The organism is Fusobacterium perfoetens (genome assembly GCF_021531595.1).
GTDB lineage: Bacteria > Fusobacteriota > Fusobacteriia > Fusobacteriales > Fusobacteriaceae > Fusobacterium_B.
Map to the genome: position 1 here is coordinate 79,661 of NZ_JADYUD010000007.1, position 19,765 is coordinate 99,425.

12 protein-coding genes and 1 pseudogene are annotated in these 19,765 nt (G+C 31.0%); 6 read left to right on the forward strand and 7 right to left on the reverse strand.

Annotated elements, in window-relative coordinates; translation table 11 throughout:
* Positions 1–88: 88 nt before the first annotated feature.
* Genes xdh through ssnA form a run of 5 tightly spaced genes read right to left on the reverse strand, consistent with a single transcriptional unit; the run spans position 89 to position 8,506 of the window.
* Positions 89–2,659: a selenium-dependent xanthine dehydrogenase gene (gene xdh / locus I6E17_RS05660; protein ID WP_235236113.1), complete on the reverse strand. Its 2,571-nt coding sequence runs from the start codon at positions 2,657–2,659 to the stop codon at positions 89–91.
* A gap of 25 nt (positions 2,660–2,684) precedes the next feature.
* Positions 2,685–4,061, reverse strand: a complete 1,377-nt coding sequence (gene hydA, locus I6E17_RS05665; RefSeq protein WP_235236114.1) for a dihydropyrimidinase — start codon at positions 4,059–4,061, stop codon at positions 2,685–2,687.
* A 30-nt stretch (positions 4,062–4,091) separates the two neighbouring features.
* Entirely contained in the window at positions 4,092–5,783 is a 1,692-nt protein-coding gene (locus tag I6E17_RS05670) for a selenate reductase (RefSeq protein ID WP_235236115.1), read from the reverse strand.
* A 34-nt stretch (positions 5,784–5,817) separates the two neighbouring features.
* Positions 5,818–7,155 (reverse strand): nucleobase:cation symporter-2 family protein, encoded by a 1,338-nt coding sequence (locus I6E17_RS05675; RefSeq protein ID WP_235236117.1) that lies wholly within the window; start codon positions 7,153–7,155, stop codon positions 5,818–5,820.
* Positions 7,156–7,177: 22 nt separating this feature from the next.
* The gene (gene ssnA, locus I6E17_RS05680; RefSeq protein WP_419180979.1) at positions 7,178–8,506 is read right to left on the reverse strand and encodes a putative aminohydrolase SsnA; all 1,329 of its coding nucleotides are present in this window, start codon (positions 8,504–8,506) and stop codon (positions 7,178–7,180) included.
* 544 nt (positions 8,507–9,050) lie between these two features.
* Here ssnA and I6E17_RS05685 point away from each other — a divergent pair.
* From I6E17_RS05685 to I6E17_RS05695, 3 genes are read left to right on the forward strand one after another with little or no spacing between them, the layout of a single operon-like run.
* Complete coding sequence (locus tag I6E17_RS05685) at positions 9,051–9,569, forward strand: complex I 24 kDa subunit family protein (RefSeq protein WP_235236121.1); 519 nt, start codon at positions 9,051–9,053, stop codon at positions 9,567–9,569.
* Complete coding sequence (locus tag I6E17_RS05690; RefSeq protein ID WP_176828861.1) at positions 9,562–11,346, forward strand: NADH-quinone oxidoreductase subunit NuoF; 1,785 nt, start codon at positions 9,562–9,564, stop codon at positions 11,344–11,346. Before I6E17_RS05685 ends, I6E17_RS05690 begins: the two co-directional genes overlap by 8 nt.
* A 12-nt stretch (positions 11,347–11,358) precedes the next feature.
* Positions 11,359–13,116 carry an NADH-dependent [FeFe] hydrogenase, group A6 gene (locus I6E17_RS05695; RefSeq protein WP_176828862.1) on the forward strand — a complete coding sequence of 586 codons (1,758 nt, stop codon included), beginning with the start codon at positions 11,359–11,361 and terminating at the stop codon, positions 13,114–13,116.
* A gap of 51 nt (positions 13,117–13,167) precedes the next feature.
* Here the strand turns inward: I6E17_RS05695 and I6E17_RS05700 are convergent, their stop codons facing one another.
* On the reverse strand, positions 13,168–14,883 hold the full coding sequence (locus I6E17_RS05700; protein WP_235236123.1) for a sigma 54-interacting transcriptional regulator: 1,716 nt from the start codon (positions 14,881–14,883) through the stop codon (positions 13,168–13,170).
* A gap of 297 nt (positions 14,884–15,180) precedes the next feature.
* Between I6E17_RS05700 and dpaL the strand changes: the two are divergent.
* The 3 genes and pseudogenes from dpaL to I6E17_RS05715 all read left to right on the forward strand — a co-directional run bounded on the left by dpaL (position 15,181) and on the right by I6E17_RS05715 (position 19,347).
* Positions 15,181–16,400 (forward strand): annotated as a pseudogene (dpaL, locus tag I6E17_RS05705) (diaminopropionate ammonia-lyase).
* A gap of 63 nt (positions 16,401–16,463) precedes the next feature.
* A complete protein-coding gene (locus tag I6E17_RS05710; protein ID WP_235236125.1) occupies positions 16,464–17,648 on the forward strand; it encodes a YgeY family selenium metabolism-linked hydrolase in 1,185 nt (394 codons plus the stop codon).
* Between the two features lie 106 nt (positions 17,649–17,754).
* Positions 17,755–19,347, forward strand: coding sequence for an N-acyl-D-amino-acid deacylase family protein (locus I6E17_RS05715; protein WP_235236126.1), 1,593 nt, complete (start codon positions 17,755–17,757; stop codon positions 19,345–19,347).
* Between the two features lie 13 nt (positions 19,348–19,360).
* On the opposite strand, the gene I6E17_RS05720 is transcribed toward I6E17_RS05715, so the two are convergent.
* Entirely contained in the window at positions 19,361–19,762 is a 402-nt protein-coding gene (locus I6E17_RS05720; RefSeq protein WP_235236127.1) for a hypothetical protein, read from the reverse strand.
* Positions 19,763–19,765: the final 3 nt, after the last annotated feature.

Consider the following 19,765-nt stretch of genomic DNA (forward strand, 5'->3'; position numbering starts at 1 on the left):
TGCATAAAATTAAAAAAATATTTTATTTAGAGAAATCCTGATTATAAATAATCAGGATTTCCTATGGTGTAAATATTCAATTTGAGAATTATTTTTTATAGAATGTATGTTCTAGTGGAAGAGATGTTCTAAAGTTTCCATCAAATTTATAATAAGCATTTTGAACTGCAGGTGCTGTAGGAATAACTGTTATTTCTCCTACTCCTTTTGCTCCATAAGCTAAATCAGCTTTATTTTTTTCTACAATAATAGGTTTTATTTCTGGGACATTTGGAGCTCTGAATAATCCCAGAGTTCCAAATTTAACCTGAGGAACTCCTGCTTTTACAGGCATTACTTCTGTAAGAGCAAATCCAAGTCCCATAACAACTCCACCCTCTATTTGACCTTCAAGGGCTTTAGGGTTTACTGCTCTTCCTACATCATGAGCAGCCACAACCTTTTCAACTTTTCCAGTTTCCTCGTTTAAAACTACAACCTGAGTTGCATATCCATAGGCCACATGGCTTACAGGATTTTTCTTATCAGATCCCATTTTATCTGTTATACCTGAATATTCTGTATAATAATCCCAACCTTCAAGTTCTTCTAAAGTTTTAGTTTCAAGAAGTTTTCTAAGTTCAAGTCCACCTTTTTTAGCTGCTTCTCCTGTAAAGACAGTTTGTCTTGAAGCTGTTGTTGTTCCACTATCTGGAGTAATATGAGTATCAGGAGTTTCAATTACAACTTTATCTGTTGTAAGACCTGAGGCTTCACAAACTATTTGAAGACATACTGTTCCTATTCCCTGTCCAATACATGCAGCAGATGTTCTTACTTTTACAACTCCATTTTCAACGGTAAGTCTGCATCTTCCTATATCTTCAAGTCCCACACCTATACCTGCATTTTTCATTGAACAGGCAATACCTGCAATCTTATTATTATAATAAATATCTTTAACTGCTTCAAGAGTTTCAACTAAAGCTGTTCCATTATCTGCTATCTGTCCGTTAGGAAGTTCCTGTCCTGGTCTTATTGCATTTCTATATCTAATATCCCAGGGATCAATTCCTGTAAGTTCAGCAAGTTGATTTATATTTGCTTCAATGGCAAATGCAGACTGAGTTACACCAAATCCTCTAAATGCTCCTGAAACAGGATTATTTGTATAAACAGCTATTCCTTCTATATCTATATTTTGATAATTATAAGGTCCTGCTGCATGAGTACATGCTCTTTGAAGAACAGGTCCTCCAAGAGAAGCATAAGCTCCTGTATCTGCAATTATTTTTGCCTTCATTGCTGTTAAAATTCCATTTTCATCACAAGCTGTAGTCATTTCTATTGTCATTGGATGTCTTTTTACACTGTAATTTATACTTTCTTGTCTTGTAAGAGTTACTTGTATAGGTTTTTTTAGTACATAAGCAAGAAGAGCTGCATGATGTTGAACTGTCATATCTTCCTTACCACCAAATCCTCCTCCAACATATGCTGAAGTTACTCTTACTTGTTCACGCTTAAGCCCAAGAAGTCTTGATACTTCTCTCTGTTCATCAAATATAGATTGACTTGATGTATAAAGTCTTACCCCATCACCTTCAGGAATAGCAAGAGCTGACTCAGGCTCAAGATAAGCATGTTCTGTTCCAGGTGTTTTATAGATATTTGTGACTACATATTTTGAATTTTTTATGACTTCATCTGAATTTCCTCTCTTTAATACTTCCCTTACAAGAATATTTCTTTCTTTTTTATGAATAAGAGGTGCTCCTTCAGCCATAGCTTCTTCAGGTGTAAACATTGCAGGAAGTTCTTCATATTCAACTTTTACAAGCTTTTTAGCTTCTTCTAAAGTCTTCATATCTTTTGCTGCAACAAGAGCAACTGCATCACCAATATATCTTGTTATCTCACCAACAGGAATAAGAGCCTGCCAGTCAGAAATAAACTCAAGGTGTCCTATATAGTTATTTCCTGGAACATCTGCTGCAGTAAGTACTCCTAAAACTCCATCAAGTTTTAAAGCTTCTGAATAATCTATTGAAAGAACTCTTGCTCTTGGATATTTGGTTCTAACAGCACTTCCATAATACATTCCAGGAACTTTATAATCTCTTGCATATTTCGCTGTTCCTAAAGTTTTTGCTACTGCATCAACTCTTCCTGTATTTGATCCTATAAGTCCTTTACATTCACGCTGTTCTATTTCTTTATTTTCTCTAAGTATCTCTGCTGCCATAAGAATAGCTTGTTCTATTTTTACATATCCTGTGCATCTACATATATTTCCTACAAGAGCTTTCTTTACTTCATCTCCTGTTGGATTTAAAGTTTTTAAAAAAAGAGCTTTTGCTGCTATAACCATTCCAGGAATACAGAATCCACATTGAACAGCTCCGCATTCTGTAAAAGCATAAGCAAAGGCATCTTTTTCTCTTTGGCTTAACCCTTCAACAGTTATTATCTCTTTTCCTACAGCTTTTTTTGTTGTAAGAATACAAGATTTCATTGCTTTTCCATCAACTAAAATTGTACAAGTTCCACAAGCTCCTTCTTTACAACCATCTTTTACTGATATAAGTCCCAAATCTTCTCTTAGGTAATCAAGAAGATTTTTTTCTTCACTGACAGAAACAGTCTGTCCATTTACTACAAAAACGAAATTTTCGTTCATAAATCAATTTCCTCCATCTTAAACTTTAATATGAGAAAGGTTTTCTTTTTAAAAATCTTCCTCTTCCTTTTTGTCCTGTAAATTTATTATTTTCAACTATTATCTCTCCCCTTGAAATAGTCATTATAGGACAACCAATTATTTCTATCCCTTCAAAAGGAGTATAATCTGTATTCTCATGAAGTTCTCCTTTTGTTATTCTCTTTTTTAATTTTGGATCTATAACCACTAAATCTGCATCTGATCCTACTGCAATACAACCTTTCTGTGAATATATACCAAATAATTTTGCAGGATTTGTACTTACTACTTCCACAAATTTATTTATATTTATTCTTCCTTTTGACACTCCCTCTGAAAACATAAGAACTATCCTTGTTTCTACTCCTGGAAGGCCATTAGGACATTTTCTGAAATCATCTTTTCCCATTAGTTTTTGTTCTGAAAAACTAAAAGAACAGTGATCTGTTGCAACAGTCTGAATATAACCCTCTCTTATTCCTTCCCATAATTTTTCTTGATGATGTTTATCTCTTATTGGAGGACTACATATATATTTAAGCCCTTCTGATTCAGGAAGAGAATAACAGCTTTCATCAAGTACAAGATACTGAGGACAAGTTTCTGCAAAAATTTTCTGTCCTTTATCTTTTGCTTCTTTTATATGGCTAAGTCCTTCTTCACATGAAAGATGAACTATATATAAAGGGCAACCAGTTACAGATGTAATATCTAGCATTCTGTTTACTGCTTCTCCTTCACATCTTGAAGGTCTGCTCTGTCCATGATATTTTGGAGATAATTTTCCTTCTGATGCAAATTTATCTTTCAAATAACCTATGATGTCATTATTTTCAGGGTGGACTGTTAAAAGTCCCCCTGATGAAGAAAGTTTATATGAAAGTTCCAGCATTTCTCTGTCGGAAAGTTTGTAATCGTATGTCATGTATCCTTTAAAAGAAGGAATTCCATCATCTATCATGCTGTCTATTTCATTTAAAATATTGTTATCTATATGCTGTATCACTCCATGAAAGCCATAATCTATCACTGCATTTTTTTCTGCAAATTCGTGATACTTTTCAAGCTGATAATGAAGCGAACAACCCTTTGGCCCAAATCCCATATGATCAATTATTGTTGTTGTTCCACCACAAGCTGCAGCAACTGTTCCTGTATAAAAATCATCAACTGATTTTGCTATTCCAACATCAATGTTAAAGTGGGTATGGATATCTATTCCCCCTGGAATAAGATATTTTCCTCCTATATCCACTGTCTTTACATTGGAAATTTCTATATTTTTTTCTATTCTTTTTATAATTCCATCAGCAATATATATATCACTGATATAATTTTCTTTTTCTGTTACTATATTTGCATTTTTTAAAAGCAATTCCATAATAATCTGCTCTCCTTGAAATACAATTTTCTAAATTAAATATGAATGCGTTTTCTTAATTGAATCTACAACAGATTTCATAAAATCAGAAAGTTCATCATATGTATATTCAACAATATCACTTTCAAGACGAACAAAATATTTATCCCCTGCTATTGTAAGACCTTTATTTTCACTTTCTGCCATCATATCTCTTGATGAAAAATATGTAAGTCTGTCTCTATACGGCATACATGGTTGAATACATAAATATTGGCAGTTTCCACATTCATTACATGAATCATCTATGTGAAGTATAATTTTTCCTTCTGTTGTCTCTATATATGTATTTGCTCTGTTAGGACATACTCTTATACAAGTCTGACAAAGAACTTTACAATTTAAATTATCTTTTTCAGAAACTCCTCTATAATCTATATGCTCATCTGTTTTCTTTCTTTGAACTTCTGATTTACAGTAATTTTTATCTGTTTTTACATTTTCAACAAGTTCATTTATTTTAACAAGATTTAATTTTCTGTTTACTGGGTAAGCAACATTATGTAATTGTTCATAAAGTTTTGCTAATTTTTCATATCCCATAGGCTGAAGAAGAGTTGTACAAACAGTTATTGGATAAATTCCAGCTTCAAATATTTTATCTATATTATTTTTATCAGCTCCTCCTGAAAAAGATATTTCTAATTCATCTCCAATAGCTTCTCCCAATACTTTTGCAAGAGAAATTGCAAGAGGATATAAACTTTTTCCTGACATATACATTGTTTCTCCTGGAAGTTCTTCATGTTTTATTTCAACAGGCATAGTATTACAAAGTTTTACCCCAAAAGTTACTCCTTTAACTCTGCTAAGTTTAAGAAGATTATTTATCATTTTTACTGCCTGATCAAATTTAAGATCAACTTCAAATTGATGTTTATCTATTGATAAATAATCATACCCCATTTCATCCATTGTCTTTCTTACATATTCATATCCTAAAAGAGTTGGATTACATTTAATAAATGTATTAAATCCCTTATCCTCAATTAAATATGCTGCTATTTTTTCTATTTCATCTGCAGGACAACCATGCATTGTAGAAAGTGTAACAGTATTACATACATGAGCAGGTATTGAATTTATAAAATCTGCATCTACATTTTGAAAAAGATTTAAATTATTTAATAAATATTCTTTACATTCTTTAAATACTTTTGTAGTTGATGCATCATGAAGTCCGTTTAAAAATCCGTCAACAGATTGAGATTGTATTCCAGCAAGATCATATCCAACACTCATATTAAATTGGAAAGCATCAGGATTTCCTAAACCAAATTCTTTTGCTACAACTTTAACTGCAAACCAAGCTCTTATATATTCATTCATAGCTTCTAAAGCATGAAGTTCTGATGACCATTCAACATTATATCCTTCATCATTTGCACGAATACATGGTTTTTGAATTCCAAGTTCTTCTCCGAACATTCTTTGAACTGTTTTAAGTTCTATAAATCTTGCTCCTCCTGCATAACATGCAACTATATTCTGTGCAAGCTGTGTGTGAGGTCCTGCTGCTACACCTAAAGGGCTTTCCAGTTCTCTTCCACAAAAATCCATTTTTTTATTTTCATCAGCTTTTGTCACTGCTTTTACATCAAATAGGGATTTTTTAGTTCTATATTCTGTTAAACATTGTTTTATTAATTTATCAAAAGGCATTGGCACCATTATATCTCTCATTTTTTTATATTCCTCCTACTTACTTTTTATAGTTTTATTTTTTATTGCCTGTTTCATTAAAAATGATATTTAAAATTATTACTGATAAACAACCAAGAGTTACTGGACTATGGAAAAGTATATTTCCCCATGCAGGCACATGTTTATAAATTTCAGGAACTGTTACAGGAACTAAAGCAAGGCCTATACTCACTGCAACTATTAAAAGATTTTTATTTCCTACATAACTGACTTCTCCTAACTTTTTAATTCCTCCCGCTGCAACTATACCAAACATTACAATTCCTGCTCCTCCAAGTACTGGAGATGGAATTGAAGTAAACACTGCTGTAAGTTTTGGAAAGAAACTTACAATTAAAAGAATTACTCCTGCTGCTGTTCCTGCAAAACGGCTTTCTACTCCTGTTATTGCTACTATTCCAACATTTTGTCCAAATAAAGCATGAGGAAAAGAATTAAATATTCCTCCTATTATTGAAGAAAGTCCATGAGCTCTTAAGCCTGCTACAAGTCTTTTTTCATCTTTTTCATCTGTTCCACAGATATTGCTTAAATTAAGCTGATTTCCTGTGCATTCTGTCATTATTACAAGCTGTACTAAAAGAAGAGATAATACAGAAGTAATTTCAAACTTAGGTATTCCAAATTTTAAAGGAGTGTTAAATGTAACAAAAGCAGCCTCTTTTACTGCTGAAAAATCAGCTATTCCCATTGGGATTGAAATTATTGTTCCTGCAATAATTCCTATAAGAATCGCTACATTTCCTAAAAATCCTTTTGATAATTTTTGAATCCCTATAATTATTATTAAAGTAATAAATGCTAATAATATATTTTTAAAATTTCCAAAGTCAGCAGCTGCAGGATTCCCCCCTCCTGCCCATCTTACTGCAACTGGCATAAGAGATATTCCCATTGAAGTTACAACAACCCCTGAGACTAAAGGAGGAAAAAATCTTAAAAGTTTTCCGAATACAGGAGCTACTAAAAAGCAAAAAATACCTGAAATTATTGTTGCCCCAAACATTATATGTAACCCAAGCATAGGATCAGTATTTCTATAAGTGATTCCTATTGCTGCAAGAGCTGCAACTCCAGCAAAACTTACACCTTCTATCATAGGAAGTCTTGAACCTATAAAATTTTTTATTCCTATAGTTTGAAGAAGTGTCCCTATTCCTACCATCATAAAAGCCGCACTTACAAGTGTATGAATGTCTCCTTGAGAAAGACCAAGAGAATTTCCTAAAATCATTGGAACTGCCATAGCTCCAGCACACATAGCAGCTATATGCTGCATTCCTAAAAGAAATAAATCTCCCATACCCAACATCTTGTCAGTGGGATGTATCATATTATTCATCATTTTCATTGCCTCCCTCCATTTAACTCTCTTACATTCTGTCCCATAATTTTTGAGCTACTGTTCTTGATTGTTTAAATATTTCCTTTTCATCTATTTCAATAAGTTTTCTGTCCTTCATTACAACTTTTCCATTTATTATTGTTGTAACAACTGATCTCCCCATCATTCCAAAAAGGATATGTGAATTTATATTATTTTCTGTAAGAGGAGTTAAAGGATCATAATCTACAACAATTACATCTGCTAATGCTCCTTCTTTTAGGATTCCTAATTCTCCTTCAAAATATTCTCCTGCTATTTTTCTATTATTTTTAAACATAGCTTCAGGAACTTCCCCCCATGCTACTGATGGATTTTGATTTACATGTTTATGAATAATATTTGCAACTTTCATTGATTCAAACATATCACTTGTATATCCATCTGTTCCAAGACCTGTTATTATTCCTTTTTCAAATAATTTTAAAAATGGCTGGCATCCAACTGCATTTCCCATATTTGATTCAGGATTGTGAACAACATATGTATCTGTATTTTTTAAAATATTAAGCTCATTATCATCAACATGAATGCAGTGAACTGCTAAAGTTTTCTTTCCTAAAATTCCAAATTCATTTAATCTTTCTACAACTCTTTTTCCATATTTTTTAAGAGAATCCTCAAGATCTGCTTTTCCTTCAGCTACATGAACATGATATCCTGCATTTATTCCTTTCATTTTTTCTCTGCACATTGCAAGACTTTCATCTGAAAGTGTAAAAGCTGCATGAAGCCCAAACATTCCTTTAATCATATTTTGTGAATTATTATTATATTCTTTTATAAAATTAATATTTTCATCTATTCCATCTTTAAGAATTTCTTCTCCATCTCTGTCAGAAACTTCATAACAAAGACAAGTTCTTAATCCAAGTTTTTGTGCTACATTCGCTATTGTAAAAAGACTATTTTTCACTGCATATGGACTTGCATTATGATCAAATACAGTAGTAACACCATTTTTTATACAATCAATATATGTTGTATAAGCACTGTATTTTAAATCTTCTAAAGTTAATTTTTTATCTATTTTCCACCAAAGTCCTTCAAGAATTTCTATAAAATCTTTTGGAGCTTTCCCTTTTGATGCCATACCTCTTGCAAATGCACTGTAAATATGGTGATGTGTATTTATTATTCCAGGCATAATAATTTTGTTTTCAACATCAATAATTTCTTCATCAGGATATTTTTTTAAAATTTCTTCTGTATTTCCTATTGCTACTATTTTTTCTTTTTTTATAACAACAGCTCCATTTTCTATATATGGATTATTTTGATCCTGTGTTATAACTCTTCCATTTGTTAATATCAAAATTTTTCCTCCCATTAAACTTTTTTACAACTCAAATTTATAAATAAGCAATTATTATGCCATCTATATTTTTTATTAAAAAATGTTTATTTTTAATTCAATAAATAAAAAATATATATGATTCGCTCCATTTAATAAACACTTATATCTGGCTTTTTATCAAAATGATAATTATTTATATTATCATTTTGATAATATAAATAAATTTATTATTAATTACCTTAAATTTTGATCATTTCTGTGTTATCATTTTGATAATTTTCAAATATTATCCATCTTTTTAAGATAAATTAGGAAATCTTTTATAAAAAATTCTTTATGAAAATAAATTTTACATTTATCAAAGTGATAATTTTTTCTTTTATCTTTTTGATAATTTTTTTAAAATATCTTTTTTTCTAATCTTTCTTCTTTCATTTTTTATCAAAATGATAAAAAATTTTTATTTTAATTTGTTCTTAAAAAATATATTTAATTTTAATATTGAACTTATAGTATAGTTATTGTATAATCACATAAAAGTTATTTTAGGTTTAAGGAGGAAATTATGAGTTGCAATAATATCTTAAAAGAAGAATGTTTTAAAAAATTGGAAGAATTTATAAATGAACTTCCTGAAAAAAAAGGAAGCCTTATAAGTGTACTTCACAAAGCTCAGGATATATTTGGATACTTACCAGCTCAAGTACAGGAATTCATTGCTGAAAAAATGGATCTTCCTATATCAAAAGTTTATGGTGTTGTAAGTTTCTATCATTTTTTTACCATGGTTCCTAAAGGAAAATATCCTATCTCTGTATGTATGGGAACAGCTTGTTATGTAAGAGGGGCTGAAAAAGTTTTAAATGATATAAAAGATTTCCTTAAAATAGAAGTAGGAGAAACAACTTTAGATGGACTTTTCTCTTTAGACTGTCTTAGATGTGTAGGAGCCTGTGGACTTGCACCTGTTGTTATGATAGGAAAAGAAGTTTATGGAAAAGAAAAAACAAAAGATATTAAAAAAATTTTAGCTGAATACAAAGAAAAAGAAATTGAAAAAGCAACAGGAGGTCTTTATGAATAGAGAAATTTTAGTCTGTGGTGGAACTGGCTGTCTTTCTTCAAAAAGTGAGCAAATTATTGAAAATCTTAGAGCATTTATAACTGCAAGCGGACTTGAAAAAGAAGTTCATGTAAAAAAAACAGGTTGTTTTGGATTTTGTGAAAAAGGTCCAATCGTTAAAATTCTTCCTGATAATGTTTTATACATAGAAGTGAAACCTGAAGATGCTGAAGAGATTATTGAAAGTCATTTTGTAAATGGAAAAGTTGTAGAAAGACTTCTTTTTATAGATCCGAGAACAAAAGAAAAAATTCACGATGGAAAAGATATGCAGTTTTATAGAAAACAGGTAAGAATCGCTCTTAAAAACTGCGGATTCATAAATCCTGAAGATATTAATGACTATATTGCACATGATGGATACAAAGCTCTTGAAAAAGTTATAAAAGAAATGACTCCTGATGATGTCATAAAAGTTATAAAAGACTCTGGTCTTAGAGGAAGAGGTGGAGGAGGATTCCCAACAGGTCTTAAGTGGGAATTTACAAAAAAAGCCGTAAACAATCAAAAATATGTTGTATGCAATGCTGATGAAGGAGACCCTGGAGCATTTATGGACAGATCAATTCTTGAAGGAGATCCACATGGTATTCTTGAAGCAATGACAATCTGTGGATACTCAGTAGGAGCTTCAAAAGGACTTATATATATAAGAGCTGAATATCCAATAGCTGTATCAAGACTTGAAAAGGCTATTGTAGATGCAAGGGAAAATGGATATTTAGGAAAAAATATTTTAGGCTCAAAATTTTCTTTTGATATAGACATAAAACTTGGAGCAGGAGCGTTTGTATGTGGAGAAGAAACTGCTCTTATTCACTCAATGGAAGGAGAAAGAGGAGAACCTACAACAAAACCTCCTTTCCCTGCTGAAGCTGGTTATTGGGGAAAACCTACAAATGTTAATAATGTTGAAACCTTTGCAAATATAACAAAAATTATTTTGAATGGAGCAGAATGGTTTAGAAGTATTGGAACTCCAAAGTCTCCTGGAACAAAAGTTTTCGCCCTTGCAGGAAAAGTTAATAATGTTGGTCTTGTGGAAGTTCCTATGGGAACTACATTAAGAGAAGTTATATTTGATATAGGTGATGGAATTAAGAAAAATAAAAAATTTAAAGCTGTACAGACTGGAGGACCATCTGGAGGATGCCTGACTGAACAAGACCTAGATACTCCTATAGATTTTGATACCTTACTTGAAAAAGGTTCAATGATGGGTTCTGGAGGAATGATTGTTATGGACGAAACCGATTGTATGGTTTCAATAGCAAAATTCTATCTTGAATTCACTCTTGATGAGTCATGTGGAAAATGTACTCCGTGTAGAATAGGAAATACAAGACTTCAGGAAATTCTTGAAAGAATTACAAATGGTACAGGAAAAATGGAAGATTTAGAACTTTTAAGAGAGCTTTCTACTACAATAAAAGACACTGCTCTTTGTGGACTTGGACAAACTTCCCCAAATCCTGTTCTTTCAACCTTAAATAAATTTTATGACGAATATGTTGCTCATATAGTAGATAAAACTTGTCCAGCAAAACAATGTAAAAAACTTATTAAATATGAAATTAATCAAAACAAATGTATTGGCTGCACTCTTTGTGCTAGAAACTGCCCTGTTCATGCAATAGAAAGTAAAGTAAAAACACCTCATATTATAGATCAAAATAAATGTATAAAATGTGGTGCATGTTATGAAAACTGTAAATTTGAAGCGATAGAAATTGCATAGGAGGAAAATTTAATGAAAAAACTTATTAATATAAAAATTGACGGCATAGATGTGGAAACTAAAGCCGGGCAAACTATTCTTGAAGCAGCAAAGTCTGTGGGAATAAAAATTCCAAGTCTCTGCCATCTTCATATGAAAGAAATAGGATATAAAAATAACTGTTCTTCTTGCAGAATATGCGTTGTTGAAGTAAAAGGAAGAAAAAATCTTGCTGCTGCTTGTTCCACTCCTGTTTCTGAAGGAATGGAAATTACAACAAATTCTTTAAGAGTTATAAAAGAAAGAAAAACTATTCTTGAACTTATGCTTTCTGACCATCCATCAGACTGCTTACTTTGTGAAAAAAATGGAAAATGTGATCTTCAAAAACTGGCTATTGAATTTGGAATAAGAGAAATCAGATTCAAAGGTAAAAAGACAAATAACAGAGTTGAATATTCACCATCAATAATAAGAGATGCTGATAAATGTATTCTTTGCAAAAGATGTGAAACAATGTGCCGTGATATTCAAACATGCAGTGTTCTTTCAAGTATAAACAGAGGATTCAATGCTTCAATGGCAACAGCTTTTGAACAAAATCTTGAAACAACAATCTGCACAAACTGTGGTCAATGTGTTGCTGTATGTCCTGTTGGAGCTTTACATGAAACTGATTATACTAAACAGCTTTTTAACGATTTAAGTAATAAAGAAAATAAAGTTATAGTACAGGTTGCTCCTGCTGTAAGAGTTGCTATAGGAGAAGAATTTGGATTTGCCCCAGGAGAAGATCTTACTGGAAAACTTGTTACAGCTTTAAAAATGGTTGGTTTCAGTCATGTTTTTGATACAAACTTTGCAGCTGATTTAACTATTATGGAAGAAGGAAACGAGCTTAAAGAAAGACTTGAAAAATATCTTGCTGGAGAATCTGTAAAACTTCCTCTTATAACTTCATGTTGTCCTGCGTGGGTAAAATTTGCTGAACATCATTTTCATAATTTCTTAGGAAATCTTTCTACTGCTAAATCTCCTCAGCAGATGTTTGGAGCTGTAGCAAAAAATATTTGGGCAAAAGAAAATGGAATAAGCAAAGAAAAAATTATTTGTGTTTCTATAATGCCTTGCCTTGCTAAAAAATATGAAGCTTCAAGACATAAATTTAAAGATGGTGGTATTCCAGATGTTGATTATTCAATTTCAACACGCCAGATTGCAAGCCTTTTAAAACAAGCAAATATAGATTTAAGAACTTTACCTGAAAGTAAATTTGATAATCCTCTTGGATATTCAACAGGAGCTGCTGACATATTTGGAAAAACAGGAGGAGTAATTGAAGCTGCTACAAGAACTCTATATGAACTTGTTACTGGAGAGGAACTTGAAAAAGTTGATTTTGAACAATTCAGAGGAATAGAAGGAATAAGAATTGCTGAAATTCCTGTAAACGGAATAAAATTAAGAATAGGTGTGGTAAATGGTCTTGGAGCAGCAAGAGAACTTCTTAATAAAATTGAAAAAGGCGAAGAAATTCTCCATGCAATAGAAATTATGGCATGTAAAGGTGGATGTGTTGGTGGTGGAGGACAGCCTTTCCATTATGGAAATTTTGAAATTGTAAAAGAAAGAATAAAAGGGCTTGAAAAAATAGATTCAGGAAAAATTATAAGAAAATCACACGATAATCCATATATTATAGAACTTTATAAAAAATATTTAAAAGAGCCTTTAAGCCATGAAGCTCATCAGCTTCTTCATACTTATTATTCACCTAAAAAAAGAATTTAACACTAAAAAATCAAGGGTTGTTGTATTTTTGCTTTACAACAACCCATTTTTTTAATTTTCTAAATTATATTGTTTTATTTTTCTATAAAGTGTAGCAAGACTTATATCAAGTGCCTTAGCTGCTTTTATTTTATCTTTTGATGAGTTCCCAAATTTTTCCAAAACATTTTTAATGGCTTCTCTTTCAAGATCTGCTAGAGTTTTTATCCCTTTACTTTTAAAATTATTAACAAGTTTTGGAGGAAGATGTTTCTCTGAAATTATATTTTCTCTTTCATCAATAACATTTATTATATATTCTATAATATTTTTTAATTCTCTTATATTTCCTGGCCAGCTATATGAAGTAAAAATATTAATTACTCCCTCTGATATTCTCTTTGATGGAATATTAAAAAGGTGAGAATATTTTTCAACAAAATAAACTGCAAGCTCTTCAATATCTTTTTGTCTTTCACGAAGAGGAGGAATATATATTGGAAAAACATTAAGTCTATAATATAAATCTTCTCTGAATTTATTTTCAGCTACAAGTTCTTCTAAATTTTTATTTGTTGCAGCAATAATTCTTATATCTATTTTTTTTATTTTATTTGAACCTATAGGAGTGATTGTTTTTTCCTGAAGCACTCTTAAAAGCTTTACTTGAAGAGAAAGAGGCATATCTCCTATTTCATCAAGAAAAATTGTTCCTCCATCAGCTTGTTCAAAAAAGCCTATTTTTCCTTGTGGATTTGCTCCAGTAAAAGCTCCTTTCACATATCCAAAAAATTCACTTTCTATAAGAGATTCTGGTATTGCTCCACAATTTACAGGAATAAAAGGCCCACTTGCTCTATTACTATTCATATGAATTAATTTTGCAACTACTTCCTTTCCTGTTCCGCTTTCTCCTGTAATCAGAGTCGTTGTTGTTGTTTTCGCAACTTTTTGTATTTTTAGATAAACATTCTGCATCTGAGGAGAGGTAAATATAAAATCTTTAGCAAAATTACTATTAAATTGTTGAATATATTCTCTGAATTTTTCTGCTTCTTGAAAAATATAAAGAGTTCTGAATCTTCCCATATTTGTTGGAAAATCTATTATATCTCCAACCACTTCATGAGTTATGTCATTACATGTCAGAAAAAATTCTTTTTTATCAAAAATATCCGAGATTCCTGCTGTCTTAACATTCATTTCAGGAATATATTTTCCAAAAAGAAATGTTCCTGTTTCATTTATAAGTTCAACTTTATTATGTTCATTTGTAATTATTATTCCATTTGGAATTCTATCAACAACATTAAGAAGAACCTTATTATTATTTTCTATCATTATTTTTTCATTTTCTTGATATACTCTAGAACTTATAAATGCTGCCATTTGTTCCAGAAAGCCTATATAATAATTTTTTTTCATCAAAAAATTATTTTTTTGACTTTCTTCAAAACATATGAGACCTATTACTCCTATTGTATCTGAATTAAAAGTAATAGGAACTGAAACCTCAAGAATTTCTCTGCATTTTTCCTTTGAAACACATTTTAAACAAGCTTCATTTTCTCTTGGATTAACTATCACTATTGTTTTTCCTGTTTTTAAAACTTTTTTATAAATACCTGCTTCCTTTTCCATATTCATTCCAACTTTATTTTTAAGCTCTCCTGTTCCAGCTATTCTTATAAAGTCTTTATCCATTACTTCTACATGTATATTTATTATTTGAGAAATTGTTTCTGCATATTTTTGAATATCATTTTTTATTTGAAAAAGTAAATCCATATATTCTCCTCTTTTAATTTTTATTAATTTGCAATATAATTATACTTCATTTTCTCAAAATGAGAAAGAAAAATAAAAAAAATTATAAAAATCTTTTATTTTCAAGACTTTTTATTCTTTTTCGCAATTTGAGATACATTTCTCAAATTGCGAAAAAATAAGGAAATTTTTTAAAAAAAACAGAACTAAAAAAAATCAAACAAGATGAAAATAAAACAAAAACATTTTTTTTGCAGTTGGTATGTTTTTTGCTTTATATAATTGTGAATAATAAAAATTCAGGAGGAAAATATTAAGATGGAATTATTAAAATGGGTACACAATACAAAAAGCAGAGATTCTCAGTATAAAAAATCTGAACTTATAGGATTTGATGCACAAAGCATGCACGATGTTTATGAGTTTCATAAAAGTCTGCCTAATTACAAAGCTACACCACTTGTTGACTTAAAAAATCTTGCTGCTCATTATGGAGTTAAAAAAGTATGGCTTAAAGATGAATCTAAAAGATTTGGACTAAATGCATTTAAAGTTCTTGGTGGTTCTTATGCAATAGGAAAATATTTAAGCAAAAGACTTGGAAAAAATATAAATGAACTTCCTTATAATGTTTTAATTTCTGATGAAGTTAAAAAACAACTTGGAGATGTTACTTTTGTTACTGCAACAGATGGTAACCACGGAAGAGGAGTTGCTTGGATGGCTAACAGATTAAAACAAAAATCTGTAGTTTATATGCCAAAAGGTTCTGCAAAAATGAGATTTGATGCAATAGCAAGAGAAGGAGCAGATGTTACTATTACTGATCTTAACTATGACGATGCTGTAAGACTTGCAAATAAAGGTGCTGAAGATTATGGTTGGATAATGGTACAAGATACAGCTTGGGATGGATATGAAGAATTCCTTTATGGATTATGCAAGGATATTCTACAATCATTAATGAAGTTATTGAACAATTAAAAGAAATGGGAGACGAAAAACCAACTCATGTATTCTTACAAGCTGGTGTAGGATCTTTTGCTGGAGCTGTTCAAGGATATCTTGCTCATCTTTATGGAGATGACAGACCTATAACTGTTATCTGTGAACCTCACGGAGCAAACTGTATTTATAAATCAATGGCTGCAAATGATGGAAATCCTCATAATGTAGGAGGAGATCTTACAACAATAATGGCAGGACTTGCTTGTGGAGAACCTAACACAATAAGCTGGAAAATCTTAAGAGATAATTCTGACTTCTCTGTATCATGTGATGACGAAATAGCTGCAAGAGGAATGAGAGTTCTTTCAAGCCCTCTTGGTGATGACACTAGAGTAATTTCTGGAGAATCAGGAGCAGTAGGACTTGGACTTTTCACAATTCTATCAGAAAAGAAAGAAGAATTTGCAGAACTTATGAAAGAATTAAAAATAGATGAAAATTCTAAAATTCTTTGCATAAGCACTGAAGGTGATACAGATGTTGAGGGATATAGAAATGTTGTTTGGAACGGAGCTTACAGCAATAGATAATTAAATAAATCAAAAATAGAAATTATATATTATTGAGTTAAAAATTTCAGGAGGAAAAATAAAATGTTAACTAAAGAAAGACAAGAACAATTAGTTGAAGTTTTACAAGGTTTAATTCAAAGAAGAAGTTATTCAGGAGAAGAAAAAGAAGTTGTTGAATTTATAAAGAAAACAGCTTTAGAATTAGGATATGATTCAGTTCATGTTGATAAATATGGAAATGTTATCTGCTCTATAAAAGGAAAATATGAAGGTCCAAAAGTTATGATGGACGGACATATAGATACAGTTCCTGTTGATGAAGAAAAATGGACTAAAAAACCTTTTGCTGGAGAAGTTATTGATGGAAAATTATATGGAAGAGGAACATCTGATATGAAAGGTGCAGACTGTGCTATGCTTCTTGCTGGAGCATACTTAGCTCAAGATCTTGACAGAGAATTTGCAGGAGAAATATTCTTCTCTGGTGTTGTTCATGAAGAATGTTTTGAAGGAGTTGCTGCAAGAGAAATCAGTAACTATGTAAAACCTGATTATGTAATAATCGGAGAAGCTTCTCAACTAAATCTTAAAATAGGACAAAGAGGAAGAGGAGAAATAGTTGTTGAAACTTTCGGAAAACCTGCTCACTCTGCTAACCCTGAAAAAGGAATAAATGCTGTTTATAAAATGATGAATATTATAGGTGAAATTCAAAAACTTCCTATGACTCATCACGAAACTCTTGGATATGGAATCCTTGAACTTACTGACATTAAATCTTCTCCATACCCTGGAGCATCTGTTGTGCCTGATTACTGCAGAGCTACTTATGACAGAAGACTTCTTGTAGGAGAAACTTTAGAAAGTGTTATTGCTCCTATCCAAAATTTATTAAATGAAATGATGGCAAAAGATGAAACTCTTAAAGCTAAAGTTTCTTATGCTGTTGGAAAAGAAAAATGCTGGACAGGAAATGACATTATAGGAGAAAGATTCTTTCCAGGTTGGGTTTATGAAGAAAAAGAAGAATATGTTCAAAAAGCTGCTGAAGCATTAAGAGCTATCGGACAAAATCCTGAAATTACTCACTACAACTTCTGTACAAATGGATCTCATTATGCAGGAGAAGCTGGAATAAAAACAATAGGATATGGACCTTCAAGAGAAAATCTTGCTCATACAATAGATGAATATATTGAATTAGATCAACTTTTCAAAGTTACTGAAGGATATTATGCTATCTTAAAAGCATACTTAGCAAAATAATAAGTTGTTAATACTTATAAGTTATTAATATTTATTGAAAGGTGTTCTTTCTTGAACACCTTTTAAATAAGTTTTAATAAAATAACCTAGGAGGTATAGTTTAAATATGGAAAAAATTTTGATAAAAAATGGAACTATTATTGATGGAAGCAGACAGACAAGATACAATGCTGATTTACTTATAAATGGAGAAAAAATTGAAAAAATAGGAAAAATTGATGAAAATGAAGCTGAAAGAATCATTGACGCTCAAGGTAAAATAGTTTCTCCTGGATTTATTGATACACACAGTCATTCAGATCTTAAAGTCCTAGTTGAACCTTTTATTGAACCAAAACTTCGTCAAGGAATTACAACAGAAGTCCTTGGACAAGACGGAATTTCTATGGCTCCTCTTCCAAAAGAATACATAAGTTCTTGGAGAAAAAATCTTGCAGGACTTGATGGAGATAGTGATGAGCTTTCTTGGGACTGGGAAACTACAGACAAATATCTTGAATTAATGTCAAAAACTGGATGTGGACCTAACGAACTTTATCTTGTTCCTCATGGAAATATAAGAATGGAAGCTATGGGACTTGAAGCAAGACCTGCTACAAAAGAAGAGCTTGCTAAAATGAGAGATATTACAAGGCGTGAAATGGAAGCAGGAGCTGCTGGACTTTCTACAGGACTTATTTATATTCCGTGTGCTTATTCTCTTACAGAAGAATTAATTGAAATCTGTAAAATTGCAGCTGAATTTGACAGACCACTTGTTATCCACCAAAGAAGTGAAGCAGATACTATGATAGAATCTATGGAAGAAGTTATAACTATAGCAAGAGAAAGCGGAGTTAAAATTCACTTCTCTCACTTTAAAATTTGTGGAAAAAATAACTGGCATTTGATAAAAGATATTGTAGCACTTCTTGATAAATGTAAAGAAGAAGGTATTGAAATTTCTTACGATCAATATCCATATGTTGCAGGAAGTACAATGCTTGGAGTAATTATTCCACCTTGGGCTCATGCAGGAGGAACAGATAAACTTGTTGAAAGACTTGGAAACCCTACTGACAGAGAAAAAATGAAACATGATATTGAAAATGGTATACCTGGATGGGATAACTTTATAGATTTTGCTGGATTTGATGGAATATATGTTACATCTGTAAAAACAAAAGCAAATGAAGATTGTATAGGTAAAAATCTTCTTGAAATTGCTGAAATGAGAGGAAAAGATAAATTTGATGCTGTGTTTGACTTACTAAAAGAAGAAGAAAATGCAGTTGGAATGTATGATTACTATGGTAAAGACGAACATGTAGTAACTTTTATGACAAGAGAGGAAAGCAATATCTGTACTGACGGACTTCTTGCAGGAAAACCTCATCCAAGAGTGTATGGATCATTCCCAAGAGTTATAGGAAAATTTGTAAGAGAAATGAAGGCTATGTCTCTTGAAGAAGCTGTTTATAAAATGACACATAAACCTGCAAAAACTTTCAAAATAGAAAACAGAGGGCTTTTAAAAGAAGGATACTTTGCTGATATAGTTATATTTGATGAAAATACAACTATTGATAAAGGAACTTTTATTGATCCAATTCAATTCCCTGAAGGAATTAGTCATATTATTGTCAATGGAAAAGTTTTAATTGATAATTACAAAAAAAATGAAGTTCTTGCTGGAAAAGTTATTAGAATAAAAAAATAAATTCAAATATGCCCTAAATAAACCTAGACATATAATTATCAATTTTTCTATAAAGTGTTGCTATTCCTATTCCTAGTTTTTCAGCACAAAGATTTTTTCCTGCAGTATCACTTCCATAAATTGAAAGAGCTTTTTTTATAAGAAGTTTTTCACTTTCTTCTAAAGTAATCAGTTCCATATCTTCTTCGTATTTTATATTTTCTGTAATACAATTGTTTACTATATTTTCATAAATCATATCTTTTGTTATTATACCTCTTTCATCAGACATATTTATCATAAATTCAACTGCATTTTCAAGTTCTCTTACATTTCCTGGCCACAAATAATTTTTCATTATTTTAATTACTTCATTATCTATTGAATGAACATTTTTATTAAATATTTTATTATATTTTTCCATTAAAATTCTCATTAT